Consider the following 19,599-nt stretch of genomic DNA (forward strand, 5'->3'; position numbering starts at 1 on the left):
AGATAATCTTCAAATTTTTCTTTTGTTTCATCTCCTGTTCCGTTAAGATATACGGAGCTAATCTATTCCCGTATGCCTCAAAACATGCATTTGATAAATTTTCTATTTTAGGCTCCAGTTTCTTTTTGCTTTGTTCATCTTTAACCAAGACAAAGACATCTATATCACTGTTTACCCTTTCCAAACCTTTTGCTACAGATCCAAACAAAACCACTCTTTTAATTAAAGTCGTGGGTAAATTTTTTAATAGTGTATCTTTAAAGTCCTCTACAGGCTCTTTAATACCTGAAACACCTTTAATTAATTTAGATAAAACTCTAAAAGCATAACTCTTACGATTTACTCTCCACAGATGGACTTTCCCAACAGTAACGCAGTTCACGAGATTAAACTCGGTGAGTTCTCTCATCATTCTATTTACACTCATGTGAGAGACTTTTAAAATAGATGCTATCTCTCTTTCACTCATAGAAGCCTCATGAGTTAGGAGAAATTTTATTATTTTTACCTTTGTTTTTGAATTTAATATATCAAGCAGCGAAATATGAAACTTCATATAAGTCTCCTTGTAACATATTTGTTACAAGTGTAACATATTAATTTTCCCGCTGACAAGTGGAGAGGTTCATGAGAACTTTGGTTATGAGATTTTATAAGACAAGACGTCAAAAATATCCTGTTTGAATCTTGATGGTATAATCCTTATCGTTTTTTGTTATGTTATCTGTCTGTTGCAGGCATATTATATTTTACTTTATTTTTCTCCCACCACTCTTGCCATTCTTCTCTATTAGTTCCAAAGTCTTCACCGGTGATTTTGCTAAGGGCATAAGCCCCAGCCTGCAGCACAAAATTTATTTTGTAGTTTTCAATAATATCAGTCATCTTATAGTTCTCCAGATAGTATTTGGCATAATAGTGTTCAAAATTAATAATGTTAAGATATTTTCCATACCGCGTTTTTAACTCGTGAAGTGCAGGAACCTTATCAGGATCTCTATCAATCCACCTTTCAAGAACTCTATAATTAACTATACCCCAATTTGCTATATCCCCTGTGTCAACAATAACTACAGTTTCACTTATCTCTAAGGCTGGAAATGAACTAATCAACGCGGGTATGGGGCCCTTTGCACCTATTTCAGCTAATACAAGGGCAATATATCCATGCTTATTTGATGACATGTTTTCTTCCTTCTTCTGGAGAGCCTCAATGAGTGTTGGCACAGCATTTTTGCCCTGTTTTTCTAAGTATGAAGATGCTTCCTCCTTTGAGCAATCCTTAGACAGTAATCTATCTATTACAGCCGGGATACCTTTCTTACCTGAGAAAATGCCATCCTTCTGCATTTCTTGTATCAGTGCCTTGTACAAGTTCTTACGAACCTCGCTCCTAATTTTCTTGTTTTATATACTTGAATAATCGTTTTGCTAATTTATATTCGCCTATCCGCTTTTTTAAGTTTTCTCTTGCCCTTTGGCTCATAGGGCATTACTTTATCCCCGCCCCCTCCTTCACATCCTTCTCAGTCGTTAATATTGATAATACGCCGTCGCTGTCAGTGGCGGCAAGCACCATGCCCTGCGACTCAACGCCCATTAATTTTGCAGGCTGAAGATTTGTAACCACCACAACCTTTTTCCCGGTAAGGTCCTCAGGCGCATATACATTCCCGATTCCCGCCACTACCTGACGCATCTCTCCGGTATCTACCTGAAGCTTAATCAGCTTGTTTGATTTTTTCACCCGCTCTGCACTAATAACTTTTCCGACCTTTAATTTGACCTTTAAAAAATCATCAATTGTGATAAGGTTTAATCCTTCTGCTTCTGGTTCAGCAGATGCCTTTTCTTCTCTTTGCATTTCTTTTTTCACCTCTATCCTCGGAAACAATTGTTCTGCCTTTGAAACTTTTATTTCATAACCCGGCGTCCATTCCCATTTAAAGATTTCAGGATATTTCTCTGAACCGAAACTCTGTCTGGTTTCATCAGCTAATGACTTAAGTCCGAGCTGCTTCCATATTTTTTTTGTTGTATCAGGCATAAACGGATGCAGCGCAACTGCCGTAAGCCTAATGGCATTCCATAGATTAAACATAACGAACTTCAATTGTTCTGTATTGCTTTTGGCAAGTTTCCAAGGTTCTTTTTGTGCTATATGATTATTGGCAGCCCTGACAATAATCCAGATAGCGTCAAGTATTATATTGAATCTGAGATGAGACCAATGGCCGTAGTTTTCATCATCAATGGCGGTATGCATTGCATTTATACACTCACGCGCAAAGGGATTAATCTCGGTTGTGTCTCCCATCGGAATTTCAATTTTACTCTCAAAATATTTTTCCGCCATTGTCAAAAATCTGCTCAATAAATTTCCTAAGTCGTTTGCAAGGTCAGTATTGATACGGTTAATCAAAGCCTCTTCTGAGAAATTACCATCAAGGCCGAAAGGAACTTCCCGAAAAAGAAAAAACCTGAACGCGTCCGCGCCATACTTACCAATCATTGCATTAGGGTCCACCACATTGCCGAAAGACTTTGACATTTTCTTCCCGTTCACCGTCCACCAGCCGTGCGCAAAGATATTCTGAGGCAAAGGTAATTTAAGCGCCATGAGCATCGTAGACCAGTAAACCGCATGTGTTGTAAGGATATCTTTTCCGACAAGGTGATGGTCCGCAGGCCACCAGTCATCTGAGTTGAGAGTTAACCCCCCTTTAATTCCCCCCTTATTAAGGGGGGAGGCAGGGGGGTGTTGTAAATTTTCACTCCCGACTCCTGACTTCTGACTCCTGACTCCTTTTGGGGGAGTAAGATATTTTGTTGCTGAATAGTAATTTACCAGCGCGTCAAACCAGACGTAAACCACAAAGTCTTTATCAAAAGAAAACGGAATGCCCCATGCAAGCCTTGATTTGGGCCTTGATATGCAGAGGTCTCCGAGGGTGTTGTTCTTTAAAAAGCCGAGCACCTCATTCCTGCGCGTATCCGGAAGTATGTATGAGGGATTGTCTTCAATATATTTAATGAGCCTCTCCTGATACTTTGACATCAGGAAAAAATAGTTTTCCTCCTGTATCTGCTCCACAGCCCGGCCGCAGTCAGGACATTTCCCCTCAACAAGGTCTTTTTCCGTCCAGAACCGCTCGTCCGGCGTGCAATACCATCCCGAGTACTGTCTTTTTTCTATCTCTCCGTTATCCCACAAAATCCGGATAAGTCCCTGCACTGTCTTAATATGTTCAGAATCAGTGGTGCGGATAAATGTATCATTTGATATATTTAATTTTGTCCAGAGATTCCTGAAATTCCCAACCATCAGGTCAGCATGTGTCTTCGGGGTGTGCCCCCTTTCCTGCGCGGATTTTTCAACTTTTTGCCCGTGCTCGTCAGTGCCGGTAAGGAAAAAAACCTCCCTGCCTTTAAGCCTGTTGTACCGTGCAAGTATGTCGGCTGCAATCGTTGTATAGGCATGGCCTATATGCGGGACGTCATTAACATAATAAATCGGGGTGGTGACATAAAACTTCTCCATCTTTCCTTACCTTCTCTTTTTCTTCCAGAAATTCCTGCGTTTGTTAAACGGCTTGCCCTTGCCCGTTTTTTCAGGCTGTTCTGAGCCGGGGACTTGCGCCTGCCTGTCGCCTGCCTGTCCTGTAGGCAGGGTAGGCACGGTTAAGCTTTCAGCGTTGGGTGTTGGGTGTTGAGCGCCTGCCTGCCAGGAGGCAAGGTTCGGCATATCCTGCACCGGAGACTGAGGCCTGTGTTCCTGCCTCCGGCGTCTGCGTTCTCTATCGCGTCTTCTGTGTTCTCTGCCTTTATAACTTGTTTCAGTCTTTCCTGCCGTTTTATCATCCTGCTGCCCTGCCACCTGATCTTTTGCATTATTGCCTGTTACTGTTTCTGCTGCTACTGCCTGTTCTGCCTGCGGCTCTTCTATGGTTTCCTTTGAAGCTTCAACATAGGGTTCGCCGGGCTGCTTGCATTCATATCCCAGACAGCACATCAGCCTGCCGCAAATGCCTGAAAGCTTGCTTGGATTTAAGGCAAGCTCCTGCTTTTTCGCCATTCTTATTGATACCGGTTCAAAGGATGTAAGAAAAAGCGTGCAGCATGTCTGCCTGCCGCATACACCGATGCCGCCGATGCATTTTACCTCGTCCCTTACGCCTATCTGCCGCATCTCTATCCGGGTTTTAAATCTCCCCGCAAGGTCCCTTACAAGCTCCCTGAAGTCAATCCTCTCATCGGCAGTAAAATAGAAGATGAGCCTTTTCCTGTCAAGAGTTGACTCCGTGGCAATCACCTTCATAGCAAGCTTATGGTCTTTTACCTTTTCAATGCAAAAAGCCTTTGCCTCGTTTTCAAAAGTACGGTTGTTTTTGTCACTGGCAATGTCTTCCTCAGTTGCTATCCTGAGAATTTTTTTAAGCTGCGGCTCAGGCTTTTCAATGATGTGTTTTGCTTTTATGACAACGCCGAGGTTTAAACCCATTTCAGACTCTGCCACAACCCATGTTCCGGGGCTGACTTCAACGCCGTTTACCTCAAAGAAATTTGGTTTGCCGCATGACTTAAATCTTACGCTTACTGCATTTATACGTGTACGGGATTCTCCGCCTTCAGCAGGCGGCGGGTTGTCAGCCGCCGGTTTTTCAGCAGCTTCCGGCTGTTCTTCGCTAACCGCTTTGCCCGCATTCTGTGTGTCGTCTGCTGTATTCTGTGCGCTATCTTCCTGCATCTATCCTCCCTGCGAGCTATAACCCAAAGCCTCTTTTAACAAAATACTTGTATAGTAAAATGTAAGTTCTTTGTTTAAATTAAACCGTAACCGGTCTTTTATATCATTAAGTTTATCAGAAAGCGTAAGTATTTCTCTCAAATCAGCGTATTGTGAAATATTTTTTATCTCCGCCTCTTTGTCGTAATTAATCAAAAGCCCTGCATTGTCAGTAGCCTTAAACACAGCAATATCCCTGAGCCAAAGCTGCGCCCACTCAAACCATTCCTCCATAGAATCCCTGTCTGCCCATGATGCGCCCTCAATATTGCCCAGAAGGTTTTTAAGCTTATCCAGCGAATCATCCCTCCTGCCGATCATATCCTCACTTAATGCATCACCAAGCCTTCCTGCAGAAAGCAGGCTTATGAGTTTGTGATTTGTGTTTTGCGTTTCATGCTTCAGCAGTTCTGTCATTTTTTCAAGTGGAAGAGGAGAAAATCTGACTGTCTGGCATCTTGAACGTATTGTGTCAGGGATTAATTCAGGCCTTGAAGATATAAGGATTAAAAGGCTGTGCCCGGGAGGCTCTTCAAGAGTCTTCAAAAAGGCATTCGCCGCAGACTGATTAAGGTTTTCCGCTATGTCTATAACTGCAACCTTCCACATGCCTTCAAATGATTTGTATGATAAATGCTCCTCAAGCTCCCTGATTATTTTAATCGTAATCTGACCACCGTCGCCTTCCGGGGCAATAAAAAACACATCAGGGTGAATAGCCTTATCTATCTTTATGCAGGACGGGCACTCATCACAGCAGTCAATTGCGTGATGCGTGATGCGTGATGCGTAATGCGTATCTTTTTTTAACTCATCACTCATAACGCTTAACGCTTCACGGTTGTTCAGGCAGTTAAGCGCCTTTGCAAAATTAACCGCCGTAAGCTTCTTGCCTATGCCTGCGTCGCCTGCAAAAAGATATGCATGGGCAAGGCGGTTTTTTGCAATAGAGCCTCTTAAAATCCCCAAGGCCCTTTCCTGTCCGATAATATCTTTTAAAGCCATGCCGACTCCAGCGCCTCTATAATTCTTTTATGAACTTCCTCAGTGCTCCCTGATGCATCAATTATCCTTACCCTCTCAGGCTCTTCTTTTGCAATCTTAAAATACCCCTCCTGCACCCTCTTGTGAAACTCCACAGTCTCAAGTTCAAGCCTGTCTCTTTTCCGGGCTTCCACATTTCTTCTTAATCCTTCCTCAACATCCATATCAAGCAGGAATGTAACAAACGGCTTTAAATCAGGGGCTGCAATTTCATTGAGGGTTTTTATAACTGCCATGTCCATCCCCCTGCCATGGCCCTGATAAGCAACGGTTGAATCAAAAAATCTGTCGCATATTACAACAGCGCCCTGCATAAGCGCGGGATAAATGACCTCCCTTACATGCTGCGCCCTGGATGTGTTATAAAGAAGAAGCTCTGTCAAAGGATTCATGCTGTTTTCAGGCGCAAGGAGTATCTCCCTTATTTTAAGCCCGATTTTTGTGCCTCCGGGCTCTTCAGTTGTCAGGACCTTTAACCCTTTAGCCTTCAAATAGTCCGAAAGAAGTTTAAGCTGCGTGCTTTTGCCCGAGCCTTCAATGCCCTCAAATGTTATAAAGCCCCTGAGACCGTGAAGCGTAATGCCTGCCTGACCCTGCCTACCGGACAGGCAGGCGGCAGGCAGGCGTGATACATTAGTTGATTCATTATTTTGCATAACTTTATTTATAAGCCTCAGACACCTCTTTCAGAAGCGAAAAAACCCGCAGGGCATCGCCGGCATCCATTGAACCGGTGCCGCATGAAGGCGTAAGAATCGCCTGTCTCCTTATGCTGTCGCGTGAAATGCCTGTTTTCTCCAGCGAAACAAGCCCCCGTTCAAGCTGTTCTTTTAAATCATTGGCTGTTATCTCTTTTATTTTATTTATTGTCGGCACGATTCCCCATGCAATATATCCGCCCCTGTCTATAAATTCCCTCATCTCCCCGGGATAAATGCCAAGGGTATCCCAGAAAAAATAGGCGTCAAAGTTCAGTATGTCAATGCCTGATGAGATGATTAGAGGCCAGTCCGCCTTGCCGCAGCAATGAATGCCTGTCTTTGCCCCCGCGCCTTTGATATAGTCTGAAATATCCTTAAGGATGCGTAATGCCTCATTTGCATCCACGCCAAGGTAAGTTGATGTGCCGAGCGCAGAGAGTATGGGCTCGTCAATGAATATTATAACTTTTTCAGCAAAAGGCCAGAGATTATCAATCTGCCACTTAGCCTTTCCCTTAAGCAGAAAAAGGGCCAGCTCTCTCATTTCTTCGTCAAAATAAATGGGGCGTTTCTGGCTGTCAGTCAGGCTCAGCGTAAATGTAAGCGGTCCTGTAACATGACCCTTCACAACATTTAATTTTTCTTTTCTCTGTTTAAGAATCTCCAGGAATGTATAAAACCCCGGTGCATATTCTTTGGAAATAGGAAATCCCGCGCCCTTTTCAATTGCCTCATAAAAAGATGCCGCCGCCTGCTCATCAGCCTTGTCCACATAGACATACTCTCCCTTAATCTTCACAAACGGAAATCCTTCAGTGTATTGAGGAATCATGAATTCAAGAAAGCTCCTGTGGGGAAGCTGGGGCCAGAACGGGATGTCAACGGATTCAAATACAACCCTGCACGCCTCTTCTGCGTCTAAAAGGGGCAGACTGCCTATTCCTGTTGTGCTGAAACTCTTAAGCATGATTACTAATGATACTCTAAGGGTGTAATGAGTTTCAAATTATTTGGTAGAATATAGAAGGATCACGGTGCTGACAATATGAACATTGTTGCAATTTACAATCTGGATAAAGACGCAGACAGGTTCTCGCAAGCCCTTGCAGCAGTTCTCGGCAAAACGATATATGAAGCACGCTCCCGTCTGCGCGTCCCAGGCGGCGGCCCCTCAGTCCTTGCCGTTTTTCAGGAGATTGCAAAAGCAGAGGACTGTGCTGCAAACCTTAGGACAAACGGCTTTGATACTGTTATTCTCAGGCTGGATGAAATAGAGTCTGACAGGGTGCGTTTTCTCGTAAGAAACTTTGAATTTACCGGAGAATCACTGCATACCGAGTCCAGCCAGGGGCAAAAGCTTGTTCTGCCCTATCGTGATATCAGGCTTATCCTGTACGGTCTTTGTATCACCGTCCACATGGGAACTGAGACTGTTAAAGAACGTAAATTCAGCATGGGAAAAGCTCTGATGACAAGCGGGTTGGCAATGACCAAGCGCACAAGTCATGAAGTCCATACCAAGGAGGAAAACCGTGAACGGTTTCTTTATATCTTTGCGCCAGACCGGCAGACGGTTGTATTACGCGAGAATGCGCTTCATTATGACTCTCTTGGAAAGGCGCTTCAGCCATCCCGGGCAGCAAACTTCAACCACGTCGCTGCGGAACTGAGAAGGCAAAGCCCTGATGCTAAATTTGATGAGCGCTTATTAAACCGCGGCAGTCAGGTGCAGATGCTCGGGCCTTTGTTCAATCCGGAAGAACATCTGGACATTGCAACATCTCTGCTCGCTAAAATATTGCGGCCCATTTGAGTTCAGCCGAGCTGTTGTGCAAAAAAGAGATGGGTCTCCCCTTTTTGATGCTTAAGAAAACCCTCCTTTAGGATTTATCGGCAGTCAAGGCAGGGGATTTTTTAACCAGCGAAGAATACAACTCATCCATTGTTTTCACCAGATTGGAGCTATCGTATTTGGGGAATACGCAGCGGCGGCCGGCCTCTCCCATCTTTTTTCTTAAGAGGGCGTCGCTTAGGAGTTTTATAAGGGCGTCTGCAAATAAATCTGCACGCCCCGGCGGAACGAGGAATCCTGTAACACCGTCTTTTACAAGTGATGACACACCGCCAACATTTGCAGCAACAACAGGCTTGTCTCCAACCATTGCCTCAATAATGGACACAGGCGTGCCTTCATTAAATGAGGTAAGCGCAACAATGTCAAGGTCTGCATAAATTCTCTGGAGGTCGCGTCTGAAACCTGTGAAAATGACTTTATCTGCAATGCCTAATTTTTTTGCATACTCTTCAAGTTCTTCCCTCAACTCCCCGTCGCCGACAATAACAAATTTTACATCTGTCGCTTTCTTAAGCAAGTCTTCATAAAAAGTTACTCCCGCATGTTTCATGCGGTCTGTTATTATCTTTGCTCCTTCAAGAAACTGCCTGTGCCCTTTAATCGGCACAAGCCTTCCCACAATGCCTATAAGGAGGGTATCCAACGATACACCAATCTCAGTTCTGAATTCGCCCCTGTATTTTGCAAGATCAAAAAATGGCGCAAGTTTAAGACCAAGCGGTATGGTCTCAAATTTCTCCGCACTACCAATACCCATGCCCATCAATTCCCTCTTTAGCTCTTCGCTTAGCGTAATAATCCGCGTTGAGATATTGGCAAGCCCCTTTTCCATCTGTATAAATATCCATGATTTCAATTTTCCGAAATACCCTGTAAGCACATGTCCGTGAAAGGTATGGATAATCACCGGCACCCGTGCCAGCCATGCCGCCTGCCTGCCCAGAGTCCCTGCCTTTGCCGTGTGAGTGTGAACAATATCAGGTTTTTCTTTTTTTATTAATTTATACAGTTTATAAAATGCGATGAGGTCATTTTTGAGCCCTATCTCCCTGCCAAGCTCAGGGATGACAACAGGTTTTATGCCTTTGGATTCGGCAAGGTCTGTCATGCTTCCTTCCCTCGGCCCTTCAGTCCCTTTTACAAGGATTGTCTTGTACCCTAATTTGTCCAATTCAGAAGATAAAAGGATTGTATGAATGGCAGGACCGCCGATGTTAAGACGGGCTATTATGCGGATGATTTTTATGTTAGGCATATAATCTCATCGTTTTGTCCACTAATTGCATTTTCTTGCCGTCATTCCGCACTTGATGCGGAATCCAGTTCTAAGAAGTTCTCTGGATTCCCCGATCAAGTCGGGGAATGACAAATTAATATACTACTATATCACTTATAAAAATTCTGAAGATGACAAGGTCATATTAATATTCCTCACACATCCACAAACTCCCTGTGCCACAGCTCAAGCATAAGAAGCGCCCAGAGCCTTGCACTGTTGTCAATCCTCCCGCCGGTGTGTTCTGAAATAAGTTTTCTTACCGCATCAGACTTAAAATATCCCCTCTGAAGCGATTTCCAACTTAACAGCGTCTCTGTTAAATAATCCCTGAGTTCATGCCTGAACCACTTGCTTATCGGAACGCCGAAGCCTGCCTTTTGCCTGCTGAATACTGCCTCAGGTACCACACCATTAAATGCTTTCTTAAGAATATATTTATTTATTCGCCCCCTGAGTTTATATTCCACAGGGATTGAGGCTGCAAACTCCATAAATTCATAATCCAGAAACGGGCACCTTACCTCAAGGGAATTAGCCATTGATGCAATATCAACTTTCACCAGCAGGTCAAACGGGAGGTATGAATGAATATCCGCATCCATTGCCTTCTCAGCCATGTTACCGGCTGTGCTGCGCTCAAACAGCTTTATCAGATAATCGTAAGGCTCTTCATTTTTTAAAATCTCCTGCATTGCATCACCATAATACTTTTGCATATCATCTTTTGAGAACACTATCATCCACTGCAAATATTCCTGATTTGACGGATAGAAAGAGCCCTGAAGAAACCGCTTGAGCCGTTTCTTTTTGCTCCTGATATCCGTTTCGCCGCCGATGCTCAATATCTTAACGCACAAGGCCCTGACAGTTCCAGGTATATGCCTGAACCACTGCATAAGTTTTAACGCATAATACCTGTCATAGCCTGCAAAATTCTCATCGCCTCCGTCTCCTGAGAGGGCAACTTTTACAAATTCCGATGTCATCTTTGAAAGATAGTATGTTGGAAGCGCCGAGGAATCTGCAAACGGCTCGCCGTAGTGCCTTACAAGTTTCGGCAAAATATTCAGCGCATCAAATCTTACAATGAATTCTTTATGGTCTGTTTTGAAAAGTTTTGCTATCTGCCTTGCATAAGGAAGCTCATTATATGTATCCTCTTCAAATCCGATTGAAAAGGTCTTTACCGGCTCTTTCATAAGCCCTGACATGAGGGCAGTGACTATGCTTGAGTCAATGCCGCCGCTTAAAAATGCCCCAAGCGGAACATCGCTTATGAGTCTCTTCTCTACAGCATTTTCAAGCTGTTTAAAAACATTTTCTGCTAATTCTCTCTCATCAGTCGGGACAGTTTTTTTTGAAAAATCAATGTCCCAGTACCGCTTGGTCTTTACAATGCCGTTTTCAAAAATCAGATAGTGTGCAGGAGGAAGCTTGAAAATATTTTTAAATGCCGACTTTGGCGCAGGGATGTACTGATATGTTAAATAGAGGCTGATTGCAGACAGGTCAACAGCCTTTGGAATGTTGAGCGCCAGTAATCCCTGAAGCTCTGAGGCAAAGGCAAAGGTTTTTCCGTCATAATAATAAAATAACGGCTTTTTGCCTATGCGGTCCCTCGCAAGAAAGAGTCTTTGCCTTTTTTCATCCCAGACTGCAAATGCAAACATCCCCTGAAATTTATCAAGGCATTTTTCTTCCCATTCTTCATAGGCGTGCAGGATAACTTCAGTGTCAGAATTGCTTCTAAATTTGTGGCCGGCGGCAGTTAATGCCATGCGGATTTCCCGGAAGTTATAGATTTCGCCGTTATATGTTATCCATAACAAGCCGTTTTCATTTGACATCGGCTGATGCGCATTTTCAGAAAGATCAATGATGGATAATCTTCTATGCCCCAAGGCAACATTTACTTCTGATTTCTGACTTCCCGATACGGGACTCCGCTGAGGGTCGCTCCGACAGACTCCTGACTTCATATAAATTCCTTTGTCATCCGGCCCGCGGTGTGAGTGGGCATCTCCTGCCTTTTCAAATAAAATACGGTCAATATCCCCGCCTGTTATCATTCCCCATATCCCGCACATTTTATGGAAAACCCCCTGCTAATTCTATAAATTTTTGACAGCTTGACACGACTTATTAATGAAGTTTTAAAGAGTAAGCGGTCTTTATATTAAAAAGCGTATTTCAGACGCGGCATGAGTTTAACAATAACGCCATTAATAAATTTATTATCAATCAACTGAGCCCAGTGACGATTGTCATTGGGAAGGCTGTCAATATAATTTTGTATTTTATTTTTTTCTATCTTCAATAATTTATCAGATTCCGAGTCGTACACATTTATGTAATCTTTCACTATAAACTTTATCTCCCATTTCCTGTCAATCAAAACATTATTGTCAACATAGAATCTCTTATTTATCGGAGATATTTTAAAGTCTTTCTTTGCAGCCCTTTTTAAAAGATGGCCCCCCACTCCCTCTGTAATAAATTCTATATGGCTTATTTCACCGAATTTACTGAACTGGTTGTACGACACGAAAAGTGGTTCGGAAGCATCAAGGCTTATAATATCTCGGTTGCCGGCAAAATTATCAGCAATTAATTTCTGTTTTTTATTCCAATCTTTCCAATGATCCGAAATGCCCAGTATGCTGAAAATCAAGATTGAAAAAATTATTACTGCTGCTTTCTTATTAGAACTAATAAATGAACCCGCCAGAAAGGCCAGCAATAGCGAACTATAAATAGTTACCCTGTTGCCGAGATTGAAGGCAGTTTGCGGATAATAACCCGTTACTGCAAACATGCAAAAAGCCAGCACAGTTACAACTGAAAAAGCGCAAAACAGGTGAAAATTAAATTTTTCTTTTTCAAAACCATAATATTTATAAAATAAAACAATTATCAGAATACCAATCGCTACGGATAAAAATGATAGCTGGAGAATGGAAAAATAAATTTTCACTGCGAGAGACGGTCCGATTGCAACATCTATGAATGTCAGTACCTGTAATATAAATTGTTTTATAAGCTTTGAAAAATTGCCTGAATCAATTGTCCTGACTTTTTCCAGTGTAAAGACCTTTACGGCAATAAGGATATAAAGCGTATATATGACTTGCGGCGCTGTGAAAATCAAAAATTTCTTATACTCCTTCTTCATCAAAAATATTACGGAAAGTCCCCATACAAAAGGGGGGGATGCGTAACTGAAAAAAGAACCTAACATCCCCATTAAAAAGCCTTTTTTTAGACTATTGTTATTTATCAGGGCATGGGAATACACTATCAAACCGAATGCTATAAGCAGATACTGTGCATTTTGAAGGAGGTAATTTACAGAATCGTGCAGCGGAAATAAAATAAAAAAAACTGCCAATAAGAATGCCGCCTGTCTGTTTACATAATCCCTGGCAAAAACATAGAACAGATAACCGCTTAAAAATGAGACAGCGGTCTTCATGACTTCGTAGTATATTGCAACGTCTTCAAAAAAATAATATTGAAAAAAATCCAGATAATACACGGGAAGGTTGTAGAACATGTAGAGAGGCGGGCTTTTAGAAAAGTTCAATGTCAATAATTGCTTTAACGTCCATAACGGCACATTATTAGTGTGTATAAATTCATCGCCGTGAATCCCGGTTTTAAAAAAAATATAGCATAGAAAAACAAAAAAAAGCAGGAACACTCTTGATATATTATTTGTCAACAGATGCGTTTCCCTGTCTTGTTAAAGTAATTTTGCTGATTTAAGCTTTTTGTAAACATCCTCCAGAGCATTCTTACTGCAACATTCGTAAACCTGGAAAAAAGGTAAAAAAACATAGCAGACATTTTTTTCAGTTCTGTAAATGATAAATACCACCTCTTTTTTAACTTTACGACATTACCGCCCGCATATTTCGCCGTTAATAAATTTTTAATTCCCATAAAACTTAAATAGTAGGATAAATTCGCCCACATGGTATCAAAAATAAGCTCAATCCTGTCATTCCCCTCCGGAATATAAGGGATATCATCGCTCTCCCACATATACTGCACTCCGAAATTTTCCCAGTTGTCTTTTACAAGAATTTTTCCTTTGGGCTGCTCCTGGCTGTATACGGGAGTCCCCGGATACGGAGTAAGCGTATTAAAGCGGACTGAAGACAGCGGAAGGGACTTCACGAACTTCAATGTATTGTAGCGGTCTTTCCTCGTTTCTGTCGGTAAACCGAAAATTATTGTTGTACCGACTGAAAAACCTTTCACAGCAGACCTCCTGATTGCATCTTCAACAACGGCTACGGTTTCCCCTTTGTTGATGATTTTCATCAGCTTTTCACTGCCTGTTTCCAGCCCGTAATAGAGGATCCTGAAATTAGCATCATAAGCCATATCAAGGATATCATCAGCAGCATTGTCCCCTCTCAGTGAGCCGTGAAAAAATGCTTCCTTATGTAAATCTTCTTTTATTATCGCATCGCATAATTCCTTGAAATGTTTCTTGTTCACCGCTATATTATCATCCATAAGAAAAACAGATTCCTGCTTGTATTTCCTGACCAGTGTGCTGATTTCATGAATAACCCTGTCCACCGAATGATAACGGTATTTTCTCCCAGAAATATTCCTGGATGAGCAAAAAGTGCATTGGTATGGACATCCCCGCGATGCAAAGATTCCGCAAAAATTCGGATATTTAGCAAGGTCTTTTTCAAACAGGTAATAAGGGAATGGGGGTATAATATCAAGGTCCTGCACCAGAGGCCTGTCGGGATTATGTATATTTCTGCCGTCCTGCCTGTATGATACTCCCTGAATGCTTAGATAGTTTTTTTTGTTTAATATAAATTGAACTAATTCTTTAAATGTTTCCTCCCCTTCTCCCCTGACAATAACATCTACCCCATCTCTGGACAAAACTTCATCCGCAGCTACCGTCGGATGTATGCCGCCAAGCACTACTAAAGTTTTCCGGTCAATCCCTTTTATCTTGCGCGCCAGTTCATATGCCCGCCCGCAGTTCAGCGTTAAAACGCTAAGGCCTACAATTCGCGGTTCTTCCAGAGAATTTAATATATACGGCAACTCATTGTCTTCTATCGGATGAATCTGCTCGTCAATAATATCAACTTTATCAATGCCTGAAACCGATAAATAGCCTGCAAGCACTCCGATGCTTGTGGGAAAGGTTATGTTAATCATGGCGTTGATTTTCTTGTTCTGGGACCTTTCGCCTATTTTAGGGTTTATCAAGAGCACATTGGGCTTCACTGTTTGTCCACCTCGCGTTCAATATCAATTAAATCCCTAATAATAAAGGGCGGGCGTTTTCTTGATTCGTCAAAATTCCGCCATAGATATTCGCCGAGGATGCCGAGCATCACAAGCTGAACCCCTGAAACTATCAGTAAAACAACCATGAGCGACGACCAGCCTTCTACCGGAGCTGACAAGAACAGCCGGTTAAAGATGACGACGAGCGCATATACAAAACCCATGAATGCAAACAATATACCTATCAGAGAGATTAACCTTATTGGTGAATACGAAAATGACACAAAGGTATCAATAAAAAGTTTTATCTTTTTCATTAGTGTCCATTTTGAAGCTCCTTTATGCCTTAGCCCTCTTTTGTAAGTAACTATTCCCTGATTGAAGCCGCTCCAGAGTATAAGACCGAATATTGAAGTGTTCTTTTCCCTCATTGATACAACGGCATTTATCACTTTTCTGTCTATCAGAAACACGTCTGTTCCCATTTCAGGCATATTTTTCAAGGCAAATCTTCCGACTAACTTATAATATATCTTAGGGAGCAGCCGCAAAGGTCTTCCTTCCCATTCTCTAATGCCAATGACTACTTCACAGCCCCTTTTCCATTCATCTATCATCTGCTGTATTATCTCGGGAGGGTCCTGCAAATCAGCAGATATAAAGGTGCTTGCATCTCCTTTTGAATGCATAAGTCCGGCAAGACATGCGGCGTGGCTTCCGAAATTCCTTGAAAACCTGATTATTTTAACTCTGGAATCTTTTCTTGACATGCCATAGAGCATAGAAAACGATTTGTCAGTTGAACCGTCATCAACAAAGATAAATTCAAAAATATTCTCCGAGTTCTTCGTGATATCCAATAATTTCTGATACAGCGGCAGAAGATTTTCCTCTTCATTAAATACAGGAATTATTATGGAAATAAGCGGCATGGTTTTCACCCCCGCTGTCCCTGCTTTATCCAGTTTTGTATTTCCTCTTTTATGTTTCTCACTATTTCCCCCGGCACCCCCGCTACAAGAGAATAAGGCGGAATTACTGTATTTTCTTTAACTACAGTTCCAGCCGCAATAATGCTGTGGTGTCCGATATGCACCCCTTTCAGTATAGTTGCATGTTCGCCGATAAAAATATAATCTTCAATTATTGTTTCTGCCTTCTCTATTTCGCCGTATTTTCTTTCTGTAATACAACGTTTAACAGTGGAGTGTGTAATTATGTGAACCCCGCAGCTTATATCACAATTCTTTCCTATCTTCAGGCCTCCTATGCCGTCAATAACGGTAAATGCGCCAATCCACGTTCCTTCTCCTATCTCGGGGTTGTTTATAATCCATGCGTGGGGATTGTATTTGTTTGGCGGAATCCCATGTTCACCGGAGATCACTGCAGAGCCTCCTTTATACATTGAATTACATATTCCTGTCCTTTCATTGTCATCGCCGGATATATGGGGAGAAGTATAGTATTTCTTGTTATTCTCTCAACACCGGGAAGAAAAACCTTGTAGTTTGAATAGCACTCTTCCGTATGAATTGCCATAATGCCCCTTCTTGTCGCTATCCCCTTTTCAAGCAGCCTCTGCATCAAAGCATCCCTTGTCACAGGCGCAGAGGCAAATAATTCAATCCAATACGACTGATAGTTATGGAAAGCATACTCCGGAACCTCAGACACATTTATACACGAAATATCGCTTAATTTTTTATTATAAAACGCAGCTATCTGCCGTCGTCTTTCTATTATATACGGCAGCTTTTTAAGCTGACTAATTCCCATTGCCGCCTGCATATCGGTCATTCTGTAGTTATAACCTTTCTCCGGGTATGACTCAATAATAACCCTGTCTGCCGTGTGCCTTTCAATATCAGACACAGACATGCCGTGATGGCGGAATCTCCTGAGTCTTGCGGCCATATCAGGGTTGTCGGTAGTTATCATTCCGCCTTCGCCTGTTGTGATAATCTTTCTCGGATGAAAACTGAAGCAGGCTGTATTACCGTGACTGCCTATCCTTCTGCCCTTATACTCAGAGCCGATTGCGCAGGCGGCGTCTTCTATTATTATTAACTTATATTTATCGGCAATTTTTTTAATAGCATCCATATCAGCGGGAAGTCCCATCTGGTGGACGGGCATTATTGCCTTTGTCTTTTCAGTAATTGCCCCCTCTATTTTATCCGGATCAATATTGCAGGTTTTGGGGTCTATATCAACGAGTACAGGAGCCGCACCGCAGTGTACCACAGAATTGGCTGAGGCAATAAATGAAAGTGACGGCACTACAACCTCATCTCCTGCGCCTATGCCTGATACTGCCAGGGAGGCATGAAGCGCCGCAGTGCACGATGTCACAGCAACAGCATATTTTGAACCGGTATACTCAGCGAATTTTTCTTCAAACTCTTTTACTTTCGGCCCCTGCGTAACCCAGCCTGAACGAATCACTGCCGCAACAGCTTCCTCTTCTTCCCTGTCAAAAAACGGCTTTGATACCGGAATATTCATACGCCTTCCTCCCAGTTAAATACAATATCTTTTTTCAGCAGTTCTGACATATTGTATCCCTGAGATATAAACCACTTTATAAACATATCCAGCCCGTCATCTATGCCGACTGCGGCTTTAAACTTAAAAAGGCTTTCCGCCTTTTTACCGTCCGCAAAATGCCTTTTTACGTCGCCGGGCCTGTCCTTTTCAAAAACCGGTTTAATGGCTGGCTTGCCGAGCTTCGTATATATTTTTTCTGCAAGCTTTTTAATGCTTACCTCTTCGCCTCTCGCTATATTAACAGTCTGACCAATCATATCATCGCATTCAGACGCCATTATGATTCCTCTTACCGTATCGTCAACATATGTAAAATCCCTTGTCTGACTGCCGTCGCCGAAAATAACAGGCGGGACATTGTTAAGCGCGCGCAATACAAATTTCGGAATCACTTCTCCATATGCGCTTTCAAAATGCTCCCTCGGACCATATGTATTAAACGGAATGACAACCATGGAAGGCAGGTTATACGTTCTGTAATATGCAAGCGTATATTTTTCTCCTGCGAGTTTGCTGGCGCCATAAACAGTTGTGGGTTCACAGGTATGAAATTCATCCATCGGAACTTTAACTGCCGTACCGTATACCTCTGAAGATGAGACATATACAAACCTTTTTACGTTATTTCTGAGTGCAGCCATGCAGAGGTTGAAAGTCCCTCCAGCATTCACTTCGTGGTTTATTTCAGGGTCATTAATAGATACCCTGAGACACTGAACGGCCAGGTGATAAATAATATCCGTATCTTTTGTGATGTTATACAATAAATCTTTGTTTCTGATATCCCCTTTGATTATTTCAACATTTGCACTGCCTTCATGGTGAATGATATTTTCTTTCTTCCCGGATGAAAAATTATCAAGTATTACAACTTGATTGTTTTTTGCAAGTTTATCTACCAGATTGCTGCCGATAAAGCCGGCGCCGCCGGTTACAAGCACCTTCTTATTTTGTATTTTCATTTCGCCGCTGCTGAAGAATTATTTAAAGAAGTTTTATTGTCAGGCATAGAACTCTTTTATTTTCTCTGCTATATAAACCTGGCTTTCTTCTTTTAGTTCAGGATACATAGGGAGAGATAATATTTCATCGCATACTTTTTCAACAACCGGGAAATCACCCCTTTTATATCCAAGACCGGCAAGCGCCTTCTGGAGATGCGCAGGATTCTTATAATGTATGCCTGTGCCGATGCCTTTCTTATTAAGAAACTCTTGGAGTTTATCCCTTTCCTTACTGCGTACTACATATAAATGGTAAACATGACTCATCTTTTTTCCCTCAACCGGAAGTTTAAGGGGCACATCTTTGAGCAAAGAATTATATAATAGCGCCTTTTCTTTTCTTCTCTTATTATACTCGTCCAAATATTTGAGTTTTATCCTTATAACAGCCGCTTGTATCTCATCTAATCTGCCGTTATAGCCTACCACTGAATGCTCGTATTTTGACTTATGGCCGTGATTTCTATACAGTATCAGCAGTTCAGCTATTTTTTCATCGCTGGTGGTAACTATGCCGCCTTCTCCATATGCGCCAAGATTCTTTGTAAAGTAAAAACTGAAACATCCTGCCCTGCCTATTGAACCGCATTTTACGCCGTTATAAAGTGCGCCATGCGCCTGGCAGGCGTCTTCAATTACATCTATCCCGTACTGCCTTGAAGCCTCCATTATAGGGTTCATATCTGCCGTCTGCCCGTACATATGAACAGGTATTATCGCCTTTGATTTTTTGGTTATTTTTTTTCTTATCCCATCAGGGCTTATGTTGAAGGTGTCATTTTCAATATCAACAAAAACGGGTTTTGCCCCAATACATACAATCGCCTCTATAGTGGCAAAAAAAGTATGAGGTGCGGTAATAACCTCGTCTCCTTCTTTTATACCGGCGGCTAAAAGCGCAAACTGGATTGCCTCTGTTCCCGAACCCACGCCAACCGCATATTTAGTCCCGCAATACAATGCAAATTCCTTTTCAAGCGCATGGCAATTAGGACCTATGTAAAGATCCATCCCGCTTAATATCTCATCAATGGCGCTCATAACCTCATCTTTTATCGGCTCAAAACCTGCTTTTAGATCTACTAAAGGTATTTCTCTCATGTAATTAT

At 42.3% G+C, this 19,599-nt stretch carries 17 protein-coding genes; 1 reads left to right on the plus strand and 16 read right to left on the minus strand.

Going from position 1 to position 19,599, the window contains the following annotated elements; all coding sequences use genetic code 11:
- The 7 genes from HZA10_05890 to HZA10_05920 form a co-directional block, all read right to left on the minus strand.
- On the minus strand, positions 1-556 hold a 556-nt coding region (locus HZA10_05890), incomplete at its 3' end, for a nucleotidyltransferase domain-containing protein (GenBank protein MBI5195832.1).
- 164 nt (positions 557-720) lie between these two features.
- Positions 721-1,350: a metallophosphoesterase gene (locus tag HZA10_05895; protein ID MBI5195833.1), complete on the minus strand. Its 630-nt coding sequence runs from the start codon at positions 1,348-1,350 to the stop codon at positions 721-723.
- A gap of 142 nt (positions 1,351-1,492) precedes the next feature.
- Complete coding sequence (gene metG, locus HZA10_05900) at positions 1,493-3,541, minus strand: methionine--tRNA ligase (GenBank protein ID MBI5195834.1); 2,049 nt, start codon at positions 3,539-3,541, stop codon at positions 1,493-1,495.
- A 6-nt stretch (positions 3,542-3,547) separates the two neighbouring features.
- Positions 3,548-4,747, minus strand: a complete 1,200-nt coding sequence (locus HZA10_05905; GenBank protein MBI5195835.1) for a hypothetical protein — start codon at positions 4,745-4,747, stop codon at positions 3,548-3,550.
- Positions 4,748-5,791 (minus strand): hypothetical protein, encoded by a 1,044-nt coding sequence (locus HZA10_05910; protein MBI5195836.1) that lies wholly within the window; start codon positions 5,789-5,791, stop codon positions 4,748-4,750. It lies immediately after the preceding gene.
- The gene (locus HZA10_05915; protein ID MBI5195837.1) at positions 5,782-6,486 is read right to left on the minus strand and encodes a dTMP kinase; all 705 of its coding nucleotides are present in this window, start codon (positions 6,484-6,486) and stop codon (positions 5,782-5,784) included. The genes HZA10_05910 and HZA10_05915 overlap by 10 nt, the downstream gene beginning before the upstream one ends.
- Positions 6,487-6,490: 4 nt before the next feature.
- On the minus strand, positions 6,491-7,498 hold the full coding sequence (locus HZA10_05920) for a hypothetical protein (protein ID MBI5195838.1): 1,008 nt from the start codon (positions 7,496-7,498) through the stop codon (positions 6,491-6,493).
- Positions 7,499-7,576: 78 nt separating this feature from the next.
- Here HZA10_05920 and HZA10_05925 point away from each other — a divergent pair, with 78 nt between their 5' ends.
- Positions 7,577-8,344 (plus strand): hypothetical protein, encoded by a 768-nt coding sequence (locus tag HZA10_05925; GenBank protein MBI5195839.1) that lies wholly within the window; start codon positions 7,577-7,579, stop codon positions 8,342-8,344.
- Between the two features lie 67 nt (positions 8,345-8,411).
- On the opposite strand, the gene HZA10_05930 is transcribed toward HZA10_05925, so the two are convergent.
- The 9 genes from HZA10_05930 to HZA10_05970 all read right to left on the minus strand — a co-directional run bounded on the left by HZA10_05930 (position 8,412) and on the right by HZA10_05970 (position 19,591).
- A complete protein-coding gene (locus tag HZA10_05930; GenBank protein MBI5195840.1) occupies positions 8,412-9,641 on the minus strand; it encodes a glycosyltransferase family 4 protein in 1,230 nt (409 codons plus the stop codon).
- A 176-nt stretch (positions 9,642-9,817) separates the two neighbouring features.
- The gene (asnB, locus tag HZA10_05935) at positions 9,818-11,752 is read right to left on the minus strand and encodes an asparagine synthase (glutamine-hydrolyzing) (protein MBI5195841.1); all 1,935 of its coding nucleotides are present in this window, start codon (positions 11,750-11,752) and stop codon (positions 9,818-9,820) included.
- Between the two features lie 89 nt (positions 11,753-11,841).
- The gene (locus tag HZA10_05940) at positions 11,842-13,248 is read right to left on the minus strand and encodes a hypothetical protein (GenBank protein ID MBI5195842.1); all 1,407 of its coding nucleotides are present in this window, start codon (positions 13,246-13,248) and stop codon (positions 11,842-11,844) included.
- Positions 13,249-13,382: 134 nt separating this feature from the next.
- Positions 13,383-14,933 (minus strand): B12-binding domain-containing radical SAM protein, encoded by a 1,551-nt coding sequence (locus HZA10_05945; GenBank protein ID MBI5195843.1) that lies wholly within the window; start codon positions 14,931-14,933, stop codon positions 13,383-13,385.
- Positions 14,930-15,868 (minus strand): glycosyltransferase, encoded by a 939-nt coding sequence (locus HZA10_05950; protein ID MBI5195844.1) that lies wholly within the window; start codon positions 15,866-15,868, stop codon positions 14,930-14,932. Before HZA10_05950 ends, HZA10_05945 begins: the two co-directional genes overlap by 4 nt.
- 5 nt (positions 15,869-15,873) lie before the next feature.
- The gene (locus HZA10_05955; GenBank protein MBI5195845.1) at positions 15,874-16,344 is read right to left on the minus strand and encodes an acyltransferase; all 471 of its coding nucleotides are present in this window, start codon (positions 16,342-16,344) and stop codon (positions 15,874-15,876) included.
- Entirely contained in the window at positions 16,320-17,444 is a 1,125-nt protein-coding gene (locus tag HZA10_05960; protein MBI5195846.1) for a DegT/DnrJ/EryC1/StrS family aminotransferase, read from the minus strand. Before HZA10_05960 ends, HZA10_05955 begins: the two co-directional genes overlap by 25 nt.
- Complete coding sequence (locus tag HZA10_05965; protein MBI5195847.1) at positions 17,441-18,442, minus strand: GDP-mannose 4,6-dehydratase; 1,002 nt, start codon at positions 18,440-18,442, stop codon at positions 17,441-17,443. Before HZA10_05965 ends, HZA10_05960 begins: the two co-directional genes overlap by 4 nt.
- A 45-nt stretch (positions 18,443-18,487) precedes the next feature.
- Entirely contained in the window at positions 18,488-19,591 is a 1,104-nt protein-coding gene (locus HZA10_05970) for a DegT/DnrJ/EryC1/StrS family aminotransferase (GenBank protein ID MBI5195848.1), read from the minus strand.
- Between the last annotated feature and the right edge of the window lie 8 nt (positions 19,592-19,599).

It is taken from the genome of Nitrospirota bacterium, assembly GCA_016212185.1.
Classification (GTDB): Bacteria; Nitrospirota; Thermodesulfovibrionia; order UBA6902; family DSMQ01; genus JACRGX01.